Origin of the sequence: Bacillus sp. EKM501B (assembly GCF_011800505.1) — a bacterium.
In the GTDB taxonomy this organism is placed as follows: Bacteria; Bacillota; Bacilli; order Bacillales; family Bacillaceae_G; genus Bacillus_A; species Bacillus_A cereus.
Window position 1 is genome coordinate 712,831 of the sequence record NZ_JAALFZ010000001.1, and the last position, 17,690, is coordinate 730,520.

Here is a 17,690-nt window from a genome sequence, read left to right on the forward strand (position 1 = left end):
CGTTATGAGAAAAAGATTCGTTCAATTTTCTTTTGAAGTACAGTATCTAAAGATTTTACAAATCCAGCAAATTCATCGGTAGAAATCATATGAGTAAGAACGAGTCGTCTGCCATCTGGTGTTTCACCGCATAAGACGAATGAAGAAAATTCATATGTTTTGTTTTCAACTACTAATTTTGGATAGGAATACGTGTCGCTTTTCTTCTTCTTTCCATCAATAGAGATGACGTTGCATTTTTTCTCATTGTTGTCCATGGTGAATCCCTCCTTTCTATTATTTATGGTAGACAAGGAGGGTTTAGAACAATAGAGAAGGGGGAATTTTTTATGTCTGTTGTAATAGAACGTATTCCAAAAGAGGCTATACCGAAGGCTTTATTGTTACTTGCGGATCCAAGTGAACGGCAAATAGCTACGTATGTACAAAGAGGATTAACATACGTAGCTAAGCAGGGGGGGAGCGTTATCGGTGTATATGTTCTTTTGGAAACAAGGCCAAAGACGATGGAAATCATGAATATTGCGGTTGCAGAGCATTTGCAAGGAAAAGGGATTGGGAAGAAGCTATTAAGGCATGCTGTAGAAACTGCTATAGGATATGGTATGTCAAAACTTGAAGTTGGTACAGGCAATTCTAGTGTTTCACAACTTGCTTTATATCAAAAATGTGGATTTCGTATTTTTTCTATTGATTTTGATTACTTTTCGAAGCATTATGAAGAAGAGATTATTGAAAATGGGATTGTATGTCGTGATATGATCCGGCTTGCAATGGAATTGAATAAAAACGTATAACTATTTAGGGGGAAGAGAAGATGGAAGTACATAAAGCAATTACAGCACATTCTCGTAAACAAAATGAAAGTGTAAAAGCATGTTTACAATTAGATGCACAGCGTGAAGCAGCTATTGAAGCTGCCGTATCTCTTGCGTCAAATGGGAAAGAATTTTCGGTTGATGTCATTAATGTTGTAACGAAGCAGATTAATGATCTTGCAAAAAATGGTGTTACCTTGCAGCGTAAATATGTTACAGAAGAAATGGTTATGGAGTATGTAAGTCGTTTGAAAGAGAAAGAAGGTCGTTAAAGATGATAGTTACAGTCGAATGGTTACGTGAGCATATAGAAGATGAGAATGTCCGTATAATCGATTGTCGTTTTGATTTAGCGAATCCTAATTGGGGTAGAGAAAAGTATGAAGAAGGACATATTCCTCATGCGTTATATTTTGATTTGAATTTAGATTTATCAAGTCCTATAGCAGAACATGGTGGCCGCCATCCTTTACCAAATATTGAGGAGTTTGCAGACAAGCTTTCGAAGGCTGGTATTGATGAACATACGACAGTAATTGCGTATGACAGTCAAGCCGGTGCAAATGCTGCTCGTTTATGGTGGTTATGTAACTATGTAGGACATGAGAAAGTATATATATTAGATGGTGGTTTCCAGGCTTGGAAAGAGAATGGACTACCGACAACAGCGGAAATTCCTGTTGCTATACGAAAAACATTCAAAGCTAATATACAAGATCATATGCTTGTAACGATGGAAACGGTCAGAGAGAATATCCGTGCAGGTGCGGATGTTACATTAATTGATTCAAGAGAGCCCAAACGTTATGCTGGTGTAGAGGAACTTGTCGATCATAAAGCAGGACATATTCCAACAGCGGTAAACCATTTTTGGAAGGATGGAATGTTGCAATCAGGACAATTTAAGAATAAAGCTGGGCAACAAGAACGATTCCAAAATCTGTCGAAAGATAAGGAAACCATTGTATATTGTGGTTCTGGTGTTACGGCATGTCCAAATATCGTCGCATTAAAATTGGCTGGATTCCAAAATGTTAAATTGTATGCAGGTAGCTGGAGTGATTGGATCTCTTATCCAGAAAATCAAATTGCAAAAGAAGAAGATTAATCACTTGCATGCAAAAATAATTTGTATTAAAATAAGGTCACAAGCAAGAGATTGCTCGAAAAACTTTGTATTTTACACATTGGAAACAATGTGATAATATAACGACAAGTAAATAATACATCCTGCGGTGTGCGTAACTTATTTATGTCTAAAACCGATGTTAGTTATACGGAAGCTCAATATTTAGCGACCATCATCAAGCCTTCCTTGTGGAGGAAGATGTACGGTAACTGTGAGGGCATCCACCTGCGAGTAGCGGGTTTTTGGACATTTACGAGGAGCGGCACGTGCGGGGGTCTTATTTCAACTAACCTTATATAAAATTCCTACGGTGTACGTAGCTTATGCATGTCTTAAACCAATAAGTTTAATATGGAAGTTCAATATTTAAATGTAGCTAACATGCCATCTTTTTAAGAAGGAAGTTACAAACATTTGTGAGGGCATCCACCTGTGAGAGCAGGTTTATGGACATCTAGAGAGAACGGCATATGTGGGGCTATATAAAAACCTTACGTTTTATACGTAAGGTTTTTTTGTTGCATAGATATATTAATATTATCTTGATTCACCTGTGAAGTTTCCGTAATAAATGTAGCACTTTCTGTCTTCATCAATCTCTCTTGAATCCAAGGAGAATTCCATAGAAATGCCGTCTCGCTGAATATATATAATATCTGAATGAAGAGATGGTAAAATTTCTTCGTAGTTCCATACATCTTGACTATCTACTAAGCTTGAACTCGTTTCACTTAGTTCTCTAATTTCAAAACCGATGTGGGAGTATGTAGGGTCTGAAGGGTCATTGGCGAAAACTTCTTTTTGAATATAAATAACTGCTGTTCCGTCTGGATCAACCGAAGTTGCAGTAACAACATAAGTATTTTTCTCTTTAATAAAATATTCACAAGTCATGCGTGCGATAATTTCAGAATTAGAAATATTGGCGTAGTTCCATAAAGCAGGATACCCTTTCGTTTCATCATTAAGTCGATATTCTAAGCGCATTTTATACCTCTTCTTCCTTTTTCTTCTACTTTATCATGCCATCCTATATAATAGGAATAGAATTTAAAAAGGGGAGTGCGAAGGTGACAAAAACGAAATGGCTAGTAGGTGGTGTCGTAACGTCTTTAATGACTGGCACTTTATTTGGTTGCGCACAAGATCTTCCCCCAAAACCGAATGATAATAGTTGTTCTGATTGGGATTGGGATGATGAACTTGGGGTATGGCAGTGTGATGATAGTAGTTCAGGTTATCGTGGGCATTATTTCTATGGTGGGCGATACTATCAAAATAAATCCACTTTTAAAAATTCATCGGCGTTTAAATCGTATCAATCGTCTACTGAATTTAAAGGTGGAATTGGAAGCGGTTCAAAGGGAGGATTTGGGGGCTAAAATATGTCGCAATACATAAGGGATCGAAAAGAATTTTATTTAAAATATCCGAATTTTTGGTCGGATTTATATGAATGTGAGTATAGTTTGTTTCATGTTTTTTCTATAACAAATCAGACTTTGGACCAATTACACTTAGCGACTGAACGAATGGGCAAAATATTTTTTAAGACTGCTAGACTGCTGCGTAATCTAAGTGACGAACAGCTTCTAGATCTTGGCTTTCCATCCCCGAGTTTATCATTCATTAGAATGAAAGGGCTTTATCCTGAATCTGTAATTTCGCGATTTGATTTTGCTGTAACAGAGGATAATAAAATCAAAATGCTTGAGTTTAATAGTGATACACCAACTTTTATTGTGGAATGTTTTCAAATGAATGGGAAAGTATGTGAAAATCTAGGCTATGATGATCCAAACTCGGATCAAGAACGATTGCTATCTTCTGGTGTAACGAAAGCAGTAATGGAAGCGACAAAGGGATTAGATAATCCAAATGTTGTTTTTACAGCACATCATGAACATATCGAGGATTGGAATACCACTATGTATTTAAGTCAGCTATGCCATGTTGAAAATAAAGTAGTGCCAATGTCAGAACTTAGAATTACAAAAGATGCTCTAGTTGATAAAGATGGGGCGAAGATTGATGTTTTATATCGCCAAACATATCCGATAGAAGATTTAATTGAGGATCAAGATCCTGAAACAGGAGATTTGGTAGGTGTGGAACTGCTGCAACTTGTAAAAGCCGGAAAGCTTTTTATAATAAATCCTTTGTCAGCATTTTTACTTCAGCCAAAATCAATTCAGTGTCTTATTTGGGGGTTAGCAGAAGAAGAGGTCTTTTATACAAACGAGGAACAACAGTGGATTAAAGAATATATGTTACCTACATATTTAGAACCAGATTTATTTTTAGGAAAAGGTTCTTTCGTTCAAAAACCTTCATTTGGTAGAGAAGGAGATACAATTACGATTCGCGATAAGGATGAAAATATTATGCTTCAAAATGCACATCAAACGTATAAAACTGCACTGCCGATATTTCAAAAGTATACAGAACTGCCAGTCGTATCCTTGGAAACAGAAAAAGGGATGGAGAAACTGTCCTATGTGTTTGGTTCTTTTTTAATTGCTGGAAAAGCGAGTAGTATCGGTATTCGCGCGGGAGAAAAGATTACAGGAAATGAATCGTACTATTTACCGGTAGGTATAAAAAGGAGGGGGAAAAATGATTAATTTTTTATTATATTTAGCAGTAACACTTGGACTTTTATGTATTGGTCTGTTCTTGATGGAAGTGACAACGAAAGTTAAGGAATTTAAGTTAATGGCTCAAGGTAATAAGGCGGTAAGCTATGTGCTTGGAGGGCGATTACTTGGGTTAGCTATCGTTTTATATTCGACAGCAGCTAATTCAATTTCACTTCTTGATATGATTTCGTGGGGAGCAGTTGGGATTTTGGCTCAAATTATCGTCTTTTATTTAGCTGAGTGGCTTACACCACGCTTTAATATAAACAAAAGTCTCGAAGAAGATAATCAAGCAGTCGGTCTTTTTCTTATGTTTTTATCGCTTTCAATTGGGATTGTAATCGCTGGTTGTATAACTTATTAAAAACTTTACGTTTAAACGTAAAGTTTTTTATTTTATCCCGCTATTTGCCGGGCAACCCGATTGGTGAGGGCTAATAATCAGTGGCGGATGAACAAAACCCCCACTGATTAAAGTTTCACTTTATATACGTTAGTTTGCCATACCATTTGAAAAAATTGTAGGCTACGGTTGACATCTATTTTAAATAAGAGTAACATTTTCAATGTAATGAAAATAAGTCTCTGTTAGGTGAGGCTCCTGTATAGAGAAATGCTACTGCCCAAAAATGTCGAGAGACGCCAATGGGTCAACAGGAATGATCGAATTAAGGTTTTTCTTAACGTAGCTGGTAATGTACCTATGCTATACAGTGCTAAAACTCGGTGAGGGAGAGGTCCGTAGATTTCTAATTATATTAGAAATCGTTTATTTGTGTATGTAATGGCCGCTACTCTCTTAAGGGTAGGGGTCTTTTTTGTTACCAAGCTATGAGTAATTTCATATTATAAACTATAAAATTAAACGAGGAGGTGAGGAGCATGTCAAATTCTGACTCGGTTCCGTTACCCATATACTTCAAATCAAAAATATATGATGTAGGCAGGAAACGATTTGTTCCTCCCTCTATATTTATCACAATATAGCGTTTATAAAGCGCGAGACACTTTCACAGTAAAGTGGATAAATTGAGAAACAAAGCGTTTCTTCCTATGTTGTAAAGGAGGAGACGATAATATGTTATATGCAAACAAAACTGTGGGTAACACGTCATATAAACTAAGTAAAAAATCAATAAAAGAACAAACAATGCTCCAAAAAAATAAAGATTTATTAATTGAAATTGCAACAAGAGATGTAAAATCTGTATTTGCATATTTTAAAACAACAAGAGACGGACTATCAATGAAAGAGGCACAAAAACGTATTCAAGTATATGGCCGAAATGAACTAACTTCAAAAAGAGCACTTCTTGCAGAAGTAATGATGAAGCTAGGTGGCATGATTCCAGGTTTTTCAAAACAACGTGTGTGTGATGAATTACAACGTGAAACGATTACTGTATCTAGAGTAGAATGTTCTAGTAGTACAGGGCTAAATAGTGAACTGAAAATGATGGAGATACCTGTGCAAGAACTTGTACCTGGAGATATGATTTTTCTTTCGGCTGGAGATGCTGTGCCAGCTGATGTACGTATTATTTATGCAGATGATTTATTAGTGAATGAGTCTGTGTTAACGGGAAACGAAGCGAATATAGAGAAGTTTGAGAGCTGCTATCACCTTGAACGTAAACGGTTTATTCCATTAAAACGGATGAAAGATTATAATCCACTTGAGCTTGAAAATGTATGTTTTAAAGGTTCGCATATTGTTAGTGGAAATGCAAAAGCTATCGTTGTTTCTACTGGAAAAAATACGTATTCAGGCATCTTGCATACTTGTTGTAGTAGAACGTCTTAATGTGTTAATGATGCTAAATATACAAAAACAATGTATAATAGACAAAGTTGAGCAAAAACGTAGAATGGTAATCTATTTATATAACCTTACGTGATAACGTAAGGTTATTATTTTTTTAATAGGAGAGGAATTATGAAAAAAGTATTATTAGTTGATGGTATGGCACTATTATTTCGTGCTTTTTACGCAACAAGTGTCTACGGACAATTTATGAAACGACAAGATGGAACCCCTACGAACGGGATTCATGGTTATATGAAACATTTATTAACAGCTACGCAAGCGATCGAACCAACACATATCGTTACATGCTGGGATATGGGAAGTACGACATTTAGAACAGAATCGTTCTCGAATTATAAAGCAAATCGTGCAGCGCCACCAGAAGAATTAATTCCTCAATTTGATTTAGTGCAAGAAATGACTGCAAAATTATCCATTCCAGTTATCGGTATGAAAGGCTACGAAGCCGATGATTGTATCGGTACGCTTGCAAAACAATATTGCAATGAAGCTGAAGTTTATATTTTAACAGGTGATACGGATTTACTTCAACTTGTTGATAAGAGCGTTACAGTCATGCTTCTGCGTAAAGGAATTGGAAATTACGAATATTACACACCGGAGAAAATCATGGAAGAAAAAGGTGTAGAGCCGTGGCAAATCGTCCATGCAAAAGCTTTCATGGGAGATACAAGTGATAATTATCCAGGGGTAAAAGGTATCGGTGAAAAAACAGCGTATAAGCTTATTCAAGAGCACGGAACAGTATCCGCTGTACTAGAAAATGTAGAATCATTAACAAAAGCGCAGCGTACGAAGATTGAAAGTGATTTAGAGAACTTAAATATTTCGTTACAATTAGCCCAAATTCACTGTGAAGTTCCAATTTCATGTTCACTAGAAGAAGGATTACACACAATGGATGAAGAAAAACTTAGATTTGTTTGTGAAGAAATGAATTGGGGAAGACCTGAAATATTAATAAATATGCTATAAATAGTTTGGGAAGAGGGATGTTGCATAAGTCGAACTTTGACTTGGTGACACCTTCTTTTTGTTTTTGTAAACAGTATTATAATAAATAAAATTATGTCGAACTCAATTTTAAATATATAAATATTTCGACAAGATATAATGATAAAAGTTGATGAAAATAATAACTTTTATCATGAAGTGAATTAATTTCAACATAGTTTTAGATAATCATTTTTTCGTGTTCACAAAGTTGTCAGAAAATAAACGAGATTTTCATATGAAGTTCAAATAGAATTCACAACAATCAATTATTATAAGAACACACAGATAATTCTTTATCTTTTATATAAACCATCCCCCAAGGAGGACAATGAAAATGAGAAAAAAAGTGAGAAAATCTTTTAAACAATTATTAATTGAAAATAAACAATCACTATTAAATAATAAAGAAAATATGAAAGAAATTGAAGAGAGAATTGAGAAACGACATGTAGCATATAGTGGTGCCAGTAATTAAATAAAATAAAAAAGATAGCCTATGTAGGCTATCTTTTTTATTTTATATTGAAAAAACGCTATTCAGCTCTTTAATTTTGTAAATATGCAAGATATTTTTATAGCGTTTTTCTATCAATATTACTCATTTTTCGAGGTTGAAATTGGTATATACCAATTTTTGAGATTTTCTATTCAAAATATTACAAAAAATGTTACAATACACTCAAATTTATACTATAAAATCATTTTAATATGAAAAATTGGAATGAAAAGAAAGGAGAGGAATATGAATAAAGATGTCGCTTTGAAATGATTATTATCATTTCATTAGGAGTTGATGTAAAAAGATGAAAAGATACGAAGAATTGGACTCTATAAGAGGGATTTCTTCATTAGTAGTAATGATTGGTCATCATTTAATGATTTTTTCAGCATTTCAAAATTACAGTTATGAAGATAATAAACCATTTGTTGTGTATCTATTAAAAGAAACGCCTGCTCGTCTAATTTTTAGTAGTGGTAACGAATCAGTTATTATCTTTTTTGTTTTGAGCGGATTTGTTTTGTATGAATCTATTCAAAAAAACTATAGTAGCTATGGGTCATACCTTTTAAAACGTATATGCAGAATATATATTCCTTATATTGTGGCAATAATTATAGCTATTGTATGCCAGATTACAATTAGTGAATATGGTATTTCTTATTTAAGTGAATGGTTTAATCGCTCATGGACGATTGAAAGTTCTTCAAGCTTAATCGCACAACATATTTTATTGGTTGGGAAATATAATACAGATGCATATAACGGTGTGATTTGGTCACTTGTCCATGAAATGCGAATATCAATAATTTTCCCGTTAATTTTGATGATTTGCTTACGAAAAACGTTAAGGTGTTCATTACTATTATTGTTTAGTTTTAGTATATGTTCTGTCGTAATATTATTTTTGTTTCGCTCGGGCTTAACATTAACAAGCTATGCATTAACATTGCATTACACAGTACTGTTTTTACTAGGAGCACTAGTTGCGAAGTATAAAAATAATTTAATAGTTTTTTATAGTAATTGTACTAAAAACACGAAAATTGCATGGTTTTTATTTGCGATTTTACTTTTTATGTATGAAGGGCTTATAGGAGAAATTAAAGTGCTCAATAATTTTATATTTCGAGACTACGTAGTGGCGATAAGTGCATGTTTATTTGTCATATTAAGTTTGTCAATATCAACTTTGTCGTCCTTGCTACATAATAAATATTTGTTATATTTGGGGAAGATTTCTTACAGTCTTTATTTATACCATATTATATCGTTGTTTTCCCTTATATACATGCTCCATGAAATATTACCGTTGCCTATTATTTTAATTTTTTCACTTGTTTTTTCGTTTATACTTGCAATGCTTTCGTATGTATATGTAGAAAAATTTGCATTCGGAGTCGGAAAGTATGTAACAAAACAAGTGGATAGAAGAGAGAAAGGGTTATCTGTAAAGAGTGAATTGCAGGATGTTATTCAGAAAAGGGCGGTGAAATAATTGAAGCAAGAAATGAGTATAAAAGATTTTCAACAATTACTGAAAAGAAGATTCGTAACGATTATTTTAACGATGTGTTGTTTAACCGCTTCTTTAGTTCTTATCTCTATGTATGTTTTAAAGCCGTCATATCAATATTCAACGCAAATTCTTGTTGGGAATTTAGATGAGTTTAATAAGGAAAATTCAACAAATAAAACACAAGAAAATAAGCAACTAGTAACATCGTATGTTGATATTTTAAAAAGCCCATTAATTATTTCAACAGTCAAAAAAACTTTGAAATTAGAGCAATCAAGTTATGAATTAGCACAAAAAATCTCGGTTGTGAATACGGACAACTCACAAATTGTAACTGTTACAGTAAAAGATTCCAATCCGAAAATCGTGAAAGACATTGTAAAGACATTGGCAGAGCAATCACAAAAAAGCTTTCAACAGTACACAAATGTACAAGGGGTGAAAGTATTAACTGATCCTGAGTTACAGGAACAGGCTGAAAAATTGTTTCCGAAATTTCAACTGATCATTCCTATTTCTTTAATTGTTAGTTTTTTTGTTGGGATAGGTTTAGCTGTATTTCGAGATTATTTTGATGAACGTATATACACGGAACAGGATTTAGAGAAAATAACAACAGTCTCTGTTATTGGTCACATAAATATGGAACCAAATAGAAAAAAGAAACCTACAGAGGTTGATAAAAAATCATCTATATATCGAGGTGAACATGTCGATGTTTAGGACAAAGAAGCAGCTGCCATTCAATTTGCATGATGATCTGATGAAAGAGCAGTTTTATACGGTGTATCACGATCTGAAAAAATCCGGAAAACAACTGTTCACAGTTAGTTCAACGAAGGACAGAGGTGTTGTTGCCTCGCTTATAGTAAATATGGGTCTAGTGTTTGCGGAAATGAAAAAAAAGGTGTTACTTATTGATGTGAATTTTTCTGACCCTAAACTACATGTATTATTACAAAGTGATCACATGATAACAGTAAACGATATAATAAGCTCTTCCTCCTGCAATTATAAATCTTTTTCTAGTAATTTGTCTAATTACTTATATTGTATTCCTGCAAAAAAAACAGTACATACAGGGACGCCTTTAGTTGCTATGGATGAATTTGATAATGCGATTGCTAAGTGGAAAGAAGATTTTGATTACATTTTCGTTTATTCTTCTGAAGTATTTGAACTTCCTGCTACGCACATTATTGCCGGGAAATGCGATGGAGTGGTTTTAGCAGTTAAAAAGCAAAAAGATTCATTACGTACAGTGCAAAAAGTAATAGCGGATATAAATAGGAAAGAATGTGAATTAATAGGTATAATTTTATATTCTTGAATGTGGGGGTAACGATCCATGATTCGTGAAACAAATCAAGCCAAGTTGTATACGATTCCGGCTCAAGAAAAGCCTAGCATATTGAATCGAAGTGTAAAACGCTTGTTTGATATTATATTTTCAATCATATTGTTACTATTAACAATACCAATTATGTTGTTCTTTTGTATTATGATTACCTTAGAAACATCAGGGGCTCCAATATACTTTCAAGAACGTTTAGGTATAAACGGGAAGAAGTTTAATGTATTTAAATTAAGGTCGATGGTAAAGGATGCTGAAATGAACGGACCACAATGGGCAAAAGAAAATGATCAAAGAATTACAAAAGTTGGATTGTTTATAAGAAAAACGAGAATTGATGAATTACCGCAACTTGTAAACATTTTAAGAGGAGATATGTCTTTTGTAGGCCCTAGACCAGAGAGAGAGTTTTTTTATAATGAGTTTGATGCGTATATTCCAGAATTTAAGGAACGTTTAATAGTAAAACCAGGCTTAACAGGATGGGCACAAATAAATGGAGGGTATAATCTTGATCCAAAGGAAAAGTTGAGGCTGGACATGGAGTATATTGAAATGAAAACATTTCGGATGGACATCCGTATTTTATGTAAAACCGTTTTAATTGTATTGAACGGTAATGGTGCAAGATAAATATATATGTAAACAAACAACATATGTAAGTAGGTTACTTGCAAAGGAGAACTTGTATGGGTAGATCTATTCTAAGCAATATTATCCATCTATTTTATAGTACGATTTTAGCTAACCTTCTTCAGGCCGTCAGTTTAATTGTTTTAGCAAACTTTTTTAACGCACAACATTATGGGATGTTTAGTGTTGCCATAGCAGTGACGTTTGTTATGTTATTTTTTACAGACTTAGGACTTAGTAATACGTTTCTTCGAGAAGGGGCAAAGGATGGAGCAGATTTAGAGCAGATTTTATCATCGTATATAAAAATAAGGATGATTCTACTTATTTTTATTTCTATCATCGGTTATATTGCTATTCATTATATGTATGCGGATAAAAATTTAATTTATATGATGATAAACGTAATGTTTTTCATGTTAATAGGATTAACTTGGCAAAACATAGGGATTGCCTATTTTCAACTGACGGAACGTATGAAGTATATAGCGCTCATAAAAGTTGTATCAGCATCAGTTGTCATTATAATTACATGTTTTTGTATTTTCGGAGAGTTACCGGTGTATGTAACAGCTCGCTTATATGCTTTTGGGTATATGATTGGTGGTTTATTCAGTATATATATCATGAGAAGAAAGACGAAAATGAATATGAAAGTCGTAATTCATAAAGCGTTATTTTGGCAATTAACTCCCTTTATTATTAGCGGTTTTTTAATAATGAGTACGCCACAATTAGCGCCTATCTTGCTTAACTATACATTGCCATTAAGTATGGTAGGTGTTTTTGCAGTGGCGTACCGGATGCCGGCAGCTTTATATCAAGTACCAGGGGTAATTGCAGGTGCATTTTTTCCGGTGCTCTTTAAGCATTATAACCAGAATAATATAGAAGAGCATACGAAATTAAATTTACTTCAAATTAAATCAATGGCGATTGTAGGAATATGTATGACGATCGGTTTATATCATTTAGCACCATACTTTATTTCTATATTTTTTCATGAAGAATGGAGGAATGCAGTAGAACCACTCCAAATATTATCATTTCTTATTGTGCTACAAAGTTTAAATATTGCCATTGCTGACGGTTTAACGACGAGTGGTTGTCAAAATAAGAGGACTGTTGTGCAGTGTGTAGCATTGGTGATAGGTGGGGTTATGCTTTATAGCTTTAGTAGTCTTGGTGGAGTGATAGGAGCGGCATACGCTATGGTTTTATTTGAAATAGTCGCTTTAGTGGGATATATAGCGGTAAGTGTAGTGAAGAAAAAAATTGTATTCCAAATTGTAATACCGTATACAATTTATTTTGGTGTAACCTTTATTGGAGTGCAATATATATTGCATACATATCATTTAATTGCGCTTGTTCTTAATATACTAATTGTAGTAGCTGCCATATTCCTATATGATTATGAGCTAAAAAAACTTCTTCTTTCTTTTATAAGAAAAATACGCAAAAAGGATTATATTACGAAACAGGGGATATAGCCTATGGAAAATAATATGAAAGTATCAATGGGATGGATTATTCTTCTAATATTATTTGTCATGTTAAGTAAATACAATTTATATATTGGATTTTCATTGAAGATATATATGATTTTTTTAGTCATATATTTTTGTTTAACAATTAAAGACTTTCATATTCAAAAGTTATATTTTCATGAAGTTATATTTTTACTGTTTTATTTCATTTATTGTTTAAGCGGAATTCTTTCTATGTATTTAAATGCTAGTATTCGTATGATTTTTGGCGTGCTACTCGTTTTAGGATGCTATTTTATAATGAGAAATTTATTGGGGAATACTGAAATAGTGGTACTTGAATCATCTATTGCTTATGTAGGAATAGTATTTAATGTTGTAAGTCTACTACTCTATATAATCGGTTTACAATACTTTAGTTTATACGGTGGAGAAGAGAGAGAAATTTTTGCTGGATTATTAGTTGATAGAGGATATCCACGGTTAATTGGATTGCTAGATGATCCTAACATTTTTATTTTCTATAATACAATATTTTTTATGTACTATATGACGAATTTGCAAAATATCACTAACATCTTAGGGTTAATTTTATGTGTTACGACGAGTCTATTAACCTTTTCAAGAGGGGGAATATTAGCGCTTGTGCTTGTCATTTTTGTATATATATGTATGTCTAGTTTCGCTAAAAAAATAAAAATAATTATGAGTTTAGTATTGTTTAGTGTAGTTATTTTTAGTTTATCGAATAGTGTAATGGGGGGCCAATTAGATGACATATTAAATAAACGAATTTCTGATTTTTCCCATGATAATGGAAGTGGTAGATTTACATTATGGGAAGCTGCTTTTAAATATTATTTATCCAATCCATATATCGGAATTGGTGCGTTTAACTTCTCGAATTATTATGAGTATCAATTTAATGAAAAATTATATGTACACAATACATTTTTAGAAATTTTGTCTGAGTCGGGTACAATTGGTTTTCTTCTATATAGTGCGTTTTTATTCATATTAATGTTTAAGTTAGCGCAGCATACTTTGTTTCGTGAAAAACCATACCTTCTATTGACTATGATTGCATTTTTATTTCAGATGATGTCATTGTCACTCATTATTAACGAAGCGTTCTTTTTATTTTTAGCAGTTGTTGTGAAGTATATTTCAATATATGAAGGAAGGGGAAAGATAGATGGTAAAATGTCTATCAGCACATAATAAGGCGCCTCATGTTTCTGTAATAACACCTTCTTATAATAGTAGACGATTTATAGGTGAGACAATTTTATCTGTACAGAATCAATCGTATGAAAACTGGGAAATGATTATCGTTGATGACTGTTCAACCGACCAATCTGCCGCAAAAATTAAAGAGATAATAGAAGGAGACTCACGTATTAGGTTATTATCATTAAAAGAAAATGTTGGTGCTGCTAAAGCTCGGAATTTAGCGATTCGAGAGGCGAGAGGAAGGTACATTGCCTTTTTAGATAGTGATGATATATGGTTGCCGCATAAATTGAAGACACAATTGTTATTTATGGAAGAAATGAATATTGCTTTTTCATATGCGTCGTATAGTTTAATTGATGAAAATGGTAATGAATTAAATCGCGAAGTGAGTGTACCAAAATCTGTTGACTATCATTATTTAGTAGGAAATACAATTATCGGGTGTTTAACGGTGATGATTGATCGTGAAAAAATTCCGTATGTCGAAATGCCTAGTGTACAGCCGGAAGATACAGCGTTATGGCTGAACTTATTACATGAAGGGCATGAAGCAAAAGGGATACAGCAAGTATTAGCGAAGTATCGAATTGTAGCAAATTCTGTTTCGAGAAATAAAGTTAGAGCAGCTTTTCGGTATTGGAAATTATTAAGGGACCAAAAAAGTCTTAATGCAGTGCAAAGCTTTTACTATTTTAGTAAGTATGCTTATCATGCTTATAAAAAAAATAAAATCAATGTAGTTGGGAAGACGCAATTATGAATATCCTGTTGATGACTGATAAATTGATAACTGGCGGAGCCGAAAATTATTTCTGTAAATTAGAAAATAATTTGCATTATGAGGATTTTAAGATTTATACAGCTGCAGGTGATGGAGAACTATATGAATCCCTTACTAGAAAAGAAAATTTTATCTTACTTAGTCGATGGAATCATTTGAGAAATATTTATTATTTACGAAACGAAATTTGTAAACGAAAGATAGAACTTATTCATGCAAATAGTTTGCGAATGGTATTATATGCTTTTCTACTTCAAAAGTTTATTAAAAAAAAGATGAAAATTGTTTATACGAAACACAATGTAACGATATTAGAAAAGAAAATGCCAACGCTTTTTCGGTATTTCATGAATAAATATGTGAACAATATTATTACAGTAAGTGAGTTTGAAAAGAACAATTTAATTTCAATTCATGTAGCAGAAGAAAAAATAAATACAATTTATAACGGTGTTGATATTGAAAAGTTTTTATTCCAGCAGAAAAAGAAAGAATCTACATATAAAATAGGGATATTAGCTAGATTATCCAAAGAGAAAAACCATCAACTATTTGTCAAAATTGCAAATGTGTTGAAAAAGAGAAATGATTTTATGTTTTATATTGCTGGTGATGGACCAGAGAAAGAATCGATTATGAAAGAAATAGAAAAATATGGATTGCAGCAAAGGGTGAAGATGCTAGGGAATATTTCAGAGCCGCATGAGTTTATAGGGAATATGGACGCCTTACTTTTATTATCTTTTCGTGAAGTGTTTCCAATGGTAGTAATTGAAGCGATGGCTACAGGGACACCAATTGTTTCAATAGATGTTGGTGGAATACATGAAGCGGTAATAGATGGAGAGTCAGGTGTTTTGATATCTGAATATTGCGAATCAGAATTCGCAAGTGCGCTTGAGGAACTACAAGGGAATGAAGAAAAGGTAACTGCTATTAGATTGAAAGCACGAGAGAAAGCAATGAGATATTTCTCGTTAACTAAAATGATAGAGGAAACGAAAAATATATATGAATTAAACAAATGACCGAGTAGGTCGTTTGTTTTTTTTATTATAGAAACTTTTAAGAGACAACTCACATATTATATGAAAAAGGTAATATGAGGAGTGAATTTATTTTGTCAGAATATATTTCATCCCAAGAAGATTGTGCGCCAGAAAGTAGCGTTCATATTGATTGTTTTGGCGCAGTTCCAAACTCGGGAAATGATAGCTCATTAGCAATTCAGCAAGCTATTGATTATTGTGTAGCGAATCGAATTTCGACGGTTAGAATTACAGGGATAAATACGTACAAAATTGTAAAGCCGATTGTTATTAAATCAAACGTAAGATTAGAGTTGGATCCTACCGTAACACTGCAAATTGATGGGGATTTTAATGCATTTGAGCTACAAAGTAACGCTTCGATAGTTGGTGGTACTCTTCAAGTTATAAATCCATTGTTTCAATCTGCTGTTATTTATGTTTCTGGTTCACAACAAATCGAAGTACCTAATCAATCTGTTATATCAAATATAAATATAATAAATACAACTCCATCGTATAAAGGAAAAGCTATACATTTTTATTGTCAAAAGGCATGGGATTTTATTAGTTTCTTTCAAGTTAAATTTATTCAAATTAAAAACTTTCAAACTGCAATACATTTGAAGACAGAATATATAAATGATATCAATACACCTTGCTGGATTAACGCCAATGTATTTCAATCTATATTTATTGATGGGTGTGTGTATGGGATTGAAGTAGATGGAAATAGTGATTTGCCAAATGAAAGTTCAGGAAATACGTTTCATGATATTCAAGTGCAATGTAGACAACAAACGGAAAAAGTAATTCGTTGTTCAGGTGCGTATAATACATTTGATTGTATGATCTGGGATACGTACCGGATGAGTAGTGAACAAATTGTTATTGAATTTTCTTCCAATTCTCATCGTAACTACCTTTTTTCAAATCTGCTTTCGACAACTATTGTAGATAAAGGACAATACAATGTTTGTAAGTCTACTTATGAAGAATCCCTACGAATTCAGTTACCTTTGACGTTAAATAGACCTCATTTAATAGGAAATCAAGATGATATTTTAGTAAATGCTCAGCAGAAATATAACGTTAAGCAAGTAAGTGGAAAAGTGCCGTACGGGGGAAATCTCACAAATTGCTTTAATTTAATAGATGAACAAAGTGTAAACTATATTGACGTTCCAGATAGTAATCCAGTTGTAATTGAAATGGATTTTACGAAAAAACCAATACAAATGTTAAATTGTTTTGGAATGTATTTTGGATGGGGAGAGAGCCCAAAGAAAATTAAAATTGAATATGCATTAAGTGCAACTGGAAGTTGGGTTATCGCGTTGGATGTTCCATTAAATGTTGGCGATACAATTATATCGAATATGAAGGCCAGTCAGTTATATAAAGTTAGAATTACATTAAGTGGTTATTCTCAAGATCATAAACGTTTTCGAATTAATCGTATCTTTGCAAGATCTTCTATGGAAAATGGGAGTGCTTGGTTAGCGACGACTGGCGGAAGAATGTTTGGAGATATTGAAATAGAGGCAAGTAAAGGTATAATCATGAAGACTGCTAGTGGAGTGAAATGGAAAGTTACTATTAATGAAGCTGGCCAACTTATTACGACTAAAATAACTTGAGATGGTGTTTAATCGTATATCCTTGGACGAGTTACAACGTAGTGGGATATAGGTAATGAAAAAGAGATTGTAATTTGGTTTCAACCAAACTACAATCTCT

The 17,690-nt window shown here is 33.1% G+C and carries 20 protein-coding genes, 2 other RNA genes and 1 riboswitch; of the genes, 20 read left to right on the forward strand and 2 right to left on the reverse strand.

Going from position 1 to position 17,690, the window contains the following annotated elements; translation table 11 throughout:
* Window positions 1-2: 2 nt before the first annotated feature.
* On the reverse strand, window positions 3-257 hold the full coding sequence (locus tag HFD78_RS03775) for a DUF3931 domain-containing protein (protein ID WP_000369740.1): 255 nt from the start codon (window positions 255-257) through the stop codon (window positions 3-5).
* 72 nt (window positions 258-329) lie between these two features.
* Between HFD78_RS03775 and HFD78_RS03780 the strand changes: the two genes are divergently transcribed.
* The 5 genes from HFD78_RS03780 (at window position 330) to ssrS (HFD78_RS03800) (ending at window position 2,430) form a co-directional block, all read left to right on the forward strand.
* Complete coding sequence (locus HFD78_RS03780; protein ID WP_098584884.1) at window positions 330-797, forward strand: GNAT family N-acetyltransferase; 468 nt, start codon at window positions 330-332, stop codon at window positions 795-797.
* 20 nt (window positions 798-817) lie between these two features.
* A complete protein-coding gene (locus tag HFD78_RS03785; RefSeq protein WP_000451818.1) occupies window positions 818-1,090 on the forward strand; it encodes a YpbS family protein in 273 nt (90 codons plus the stop codon).
* Window positions 1,091-1,092: 2 nt separating this feature from the next.
* Complete coding sequence (locus tag HFD78_RS03790) at window positions 1,093-1,926, forward strand: sulfurtransferase (RefSeq protein WP_000637566.1); 834 nt, start codon at window positions 1,093-1,095, stop codon at window positions 1,924-1,926.
* A 116-nt stretch (window positions 1,927-2,042) separates the two neighbouring features.
* A non-coding RNA gene (gene ssrS / locus HFD78_RS03795) (6S RNA) lies at window positions 2,043-2,225 on the forward strand.
* A gap of 21 nt (window positions 2,226-2,246) precedes the next feature.
* A non-coding RNA gene (ssrS, locus tag HFD78_RS03800) (6S RNA) lies at window positions 2,247-2,430 on the forward strand.
* A 54-nt stretch (window positions 2,431-2,484) separates the two neighbouring features.
* Here ssrS (HFD78_RS03800) and HFD78_RS03805 read toward each other — a convergent pair.
* Window positions 2,485-2,934, reverse strand: a complete 450-nt coding sequence (locus HFD78_RS03805) for a hypothetical protein (RefSeq protein WP_001235520.1) — start codon at window positions 2,932-2,934, stop codon at window positions 2,485-2,487.
* An 83-nt stretch (window positions 2,935-3,017) separates the two neighbouring features.
* Between HFD78_RS03805 and HFD78_RS03810 the strand changes: the two genes are divergently transcribed.
* The 15 genes from HFD78_RS03810 to HFD78_RS03880 all read left to right on the forward strand — a co-directional run bounded on the left by HFD78_RS03810 (window position 3,018) and on the right by HFD78_RS03880 (window position 17,590).
* Complete coding sequence (locus tag HFD78_RS03810; RefSeq protein ID WP_000169031.1) at window positions 3,018-3,329, forward strand: hypothetical protein; 312 nt, start codon at window positions 3,018-3,020, stop codon at window positions 3,327-3,329.
* 3 nt (window positions 3,330-3,332) lie between these two features.
* Window positions 3,333-4,571: a glutathionylspermidine synthase family protein gene (locus HFD78_RS03815; RefSeq protein WP_000084940.1), complete on the forward strand. Its 1,239-nt coding sequence runs from the start codon at window positions 3,333-3,335 to the stop codon at window positions 4,569-4,571.
* Complete coding sequence (locus tag HFD78_RS03820; RefSeq protein ID WP_000606857.1) at window positions 4,564-4,950, forward strand: DUF350 domain-containing protein; 387 nt, start codon at window positions 4,564-4,566, stop codon at window positions 4,948-4,950. The genes HFD78_RS03815 and HFD78_RS03820 overlap by 8 nt, the downstream gene beginning before the upstream one ends.
* A 213-nt stretch (window positions 4,951-5,163) precedes the next feature.
* Window positions 5,164-5,329, forward strand: a riboswitch (M-box (ykoK) riboswitch).
* 335 nt (window positions 5,330-5,664) lie between these two features.
* On the forward strand, window positions 5,665-6,390 hold the full coding sequence (locus HFD78_RS03825) for a P-type ATPase actuator domain-containing protein (RefSeq protein ID WP_000964949.1): 726 nt from the start codon (window positions 5,665-5,667) through the stop codon (window positions 6,388-6,390).
* A 132-nt stretch (window positions 6,391-6,522) separates the two neighbouring features.
* Window positions 6,523-7,389 carry a 5'-3' exonuclease gene (locus HFD78_RS03830; RefSeq protein ID WP_000757075.1) on the forward strand — a complete coding sequence of 289 codons (867 nt, stop codon included), beginning with the start codon at window positions 6,523-6,525 and terminating at the stop codon, window positions 7,387-7,389.
* Between the two features lie 355 nt (window positions 7,390-7,744).
* On the forward strand, window positions 7,745-7,885 hold the full coding sequence (locus HFD78_RS03835) for an FbpB family small basic protein (RefSeq protein WP_001228048.1): 141 nt from the start codon (window positions 7,745-7,747) through the stop codon (window positions 7,883-7,885).
* A gap of 328 nt (window positions 7,886-8,213) precedes the next feature.
* The gene (locus HFD78_RS03840) at window positions 8,214-9,407 is read left to right on the forward strand and encodes an acyltransferase family protein (protein ID WP_000833054.1); all 1,194 of its coding nucleotides are present in this window, start codon (window positions 8,214-8,216) and stop codon (window positions 9,405-9,407) included.
* Window positions 9,408-10,151 (forward strand): YveK family protein, encoded by a 744-nt coding sequence (locus HFD78_RS03845; protein ID WP_000807055.1) that lies wholly within the window; start codon window positions 9,408-9,410, stop codon window positions 10,149-10,151.
* Window positions 10,138-10,758 (forward strand): CpsD/CapB family tyrosine-protein kinase, encoded by a 621-nt coding sequence (locus HFD78_RS03850; RefSeq protein WP_142331029.1) that lies wholly within the window; start codon window positions 10,138-10,140, stop codon window positions 10,756-10,758. The genes HFD78_RS03845 and HFD78_RS03850 overlap by 14 nt, the downstream gene beginning before the upstream one ends.
* A gap of 18 nt (window positions 10,759-10,776) precedes the next feature.
* Complete coding sequence (locus tag HFD78_RS03855) at window positions 10,777-11,415, forward strand: sugar transferase (RefSeq protein WP_000617651.1); 639 nt, start codon at window positions 10,777-10,779, stop codon at window positions 11,413-11,415.
* Between the two features lie 56 nt (window positions 11,416-11,471).
* Window positions 11,472-12,908, forward strand: a complete 1,437-nt coding sequence (locus tag HFD78_RS03860) for an oligosaccharide flippase family protein (RefSeq protein WP_000533743.1) — start codon at window positions 11,472-11,474, stop codon at window positions 12,906-12,908.
* Between the two features lie 3 nt (window positions 12,909-12,911).
* Entirely contained in the window at window positions 12,912-14,126 is a 1,215-nt protein-coding gene (locus HFD78_RS03865) for an O-antigen ligase family protein (protein ID WP_000429870.1), read from the forward strand.
* Complete coding sequence (locus HFD78_RS03870; protein ID WP_000237694.1) at window positions 14,101-14,901, forward strand: glycosyltransferase family 2 protein; 801 nt, start codon at window positions 14,101-14,103, stop codon at window positions 14,899-14,901. The genes HFD78_RS03865 and HFD78_RS03870 overlap by 26 nt, the downstream gene beginning before the upstream one ends.
* Complete coding sequence (locus HFD78_RS03875) at window positions 14,898-15,950, forward strand: glycosyltransferase family 4 protein (RefSeq protein WP_001023684.1); 1,053 nt, start codon at window positions 14,898-14,900, stop codon at window positions 15,948-15,950. The genes HFD78_RS03870 and HFD78_RS03875 overlap by 4 nt, the downstream gene beginning before the upstream one ends.
* A gap of 92 nt (window positions 15,951-16,042) precedes the next feature.
* The gene (locus tag HFD78_RS03880) at window positions 16,043-17,590 is read left to right on the forward strand and encodes a glycoside hydrolase family protein (RefSeq protein WP_000006054.1); all 1,548 of its coding nucleotides are present in this window, start codon (window positions 16,043-16,045) and stop codon (window positions 17,588-17,590) included.
* Window positions 17,591-17,690: the final 100 nt, after the last annotated feature.

Excerpts from the sequence above, each read along its gene's own strand:
- HFD78_RS03775 (WP_000369740.1), bottom strand. The coding sequence starts at position 257 with ATGGACAACAATGAGAAAAAATGCAACGTCATCTCTATTGATGGAAAG.
- HFD78_RS03780 (WP_098584884.1), top strand. The coding sequence starts at position 330 with ATGTCTGTTGTAATAGAACGTATTCCAAAAGAGGCTATACCGAAGGCT.
- HFD78_RS03785 (WP_000451818.1), top strand. The coding sequence starts at position 818 with ATGGAAGTACATAAAGCAATTACAGCACATTCTCGTAAACAAAATGAA.
- HFD78_RS03790 (WP_000637566.1), top strand. The coding sequence starts at position 1,093 with ATGATAGTTACAGTCGAATGGTTACGTGAGCATATAGAAGATGAGAAT.
- HFD78_RS03805 (WP_001235520.1), bottom strand. The coding sequence starts at position 2,934 with ATGCGCTTAGAATATCGACTTAATGATGAAACGAAAGGGTATCCTGCT.
- HFD78_RS03815 (WP_000084940.1), top strand. The coding sequence starts at position 3,333 with ATGTCGCAATACATAAGGGATCGAAAAGAATTTTATTTAAAATATCCG.
- HFD78_RS03820 (WP_000606857.1), top strand. The coding sequence starts at position 4,564 with ATGATTAATTTTTTATTATATTTAGCAGTAACACTTGGACTTTTATGT.
- HFD78_RS03825 (WP_000964949.1), top strand. The coding sequence starts at position 5,665 with ATGTTATATGCAAACAAAACTGTGGGTAACACGTCATATAAACTAAGT.
- HFD78_RS03830 (WP_000757075.1), top strand. The coding sequence starts at position 6,523 with ATGAAAAAAGTATTATTAGTTGATGGTATGGCACTATTATTTCGTGCT.
- HFD78_RS03835 (WP_001228048.1), top strand. The coding sequence starts at position 7,745 with ATGAGAAAAAAAGTGAGAAAATCTTTTAAACAATTATTAATTGAAAAT.
- HFD78_RS03840 (WP_000833054.1), top strand. The coding sequence starts at position 8,214 with ATGAAAAGATACGAAGAATTGGACTCTATAAGAGGGATTTCTTCATTA.
- HFD78_RS03850 (WP_142331029.1), top strand. The coding sequence starts at position 10,138 with ATGTCGATGTTTAGGACAAAGAAGCAGCTGCCATTCAATTTGCATGAT.
- HFD78_RS03855 (WP_000617651.1), top strand. The coding sequence starts at position 10,777 with ATGATTCGTGAAACAAATCAAGCCAAGTTGTATACGATTCCGGCTCAA.
- HFD78_RS03860 (WP_000533743.1), top strand. The coding sequence starts at position 11,472 with ATGGGTAGATCTATTCTAAGCAATATTATCCATCTATTTTATAGTACG.
- HFD78_RS03865 (WP_000429870.1), top strand. The coding sequence starts at position 12,912 with ATGGAAAATAATATGAAAGTATCAATGGGATGGATTATTCTTCTAATA.
- HFD78_RS03870 (WP_000237694.1), top strand. The coding sequence starts at position 14,101 with ATGGTAAAATGTCTATCAGCACATAATAAGGCGCCTCATGTTTCTGTA.
- HFD78_RS03875 (WP_001023684.1), top strand. The coding sequence starts at position 14,898 with ATGAATATCCTGTTGATGACTGATAAATTGATAACTGGCGGAGCCGAA.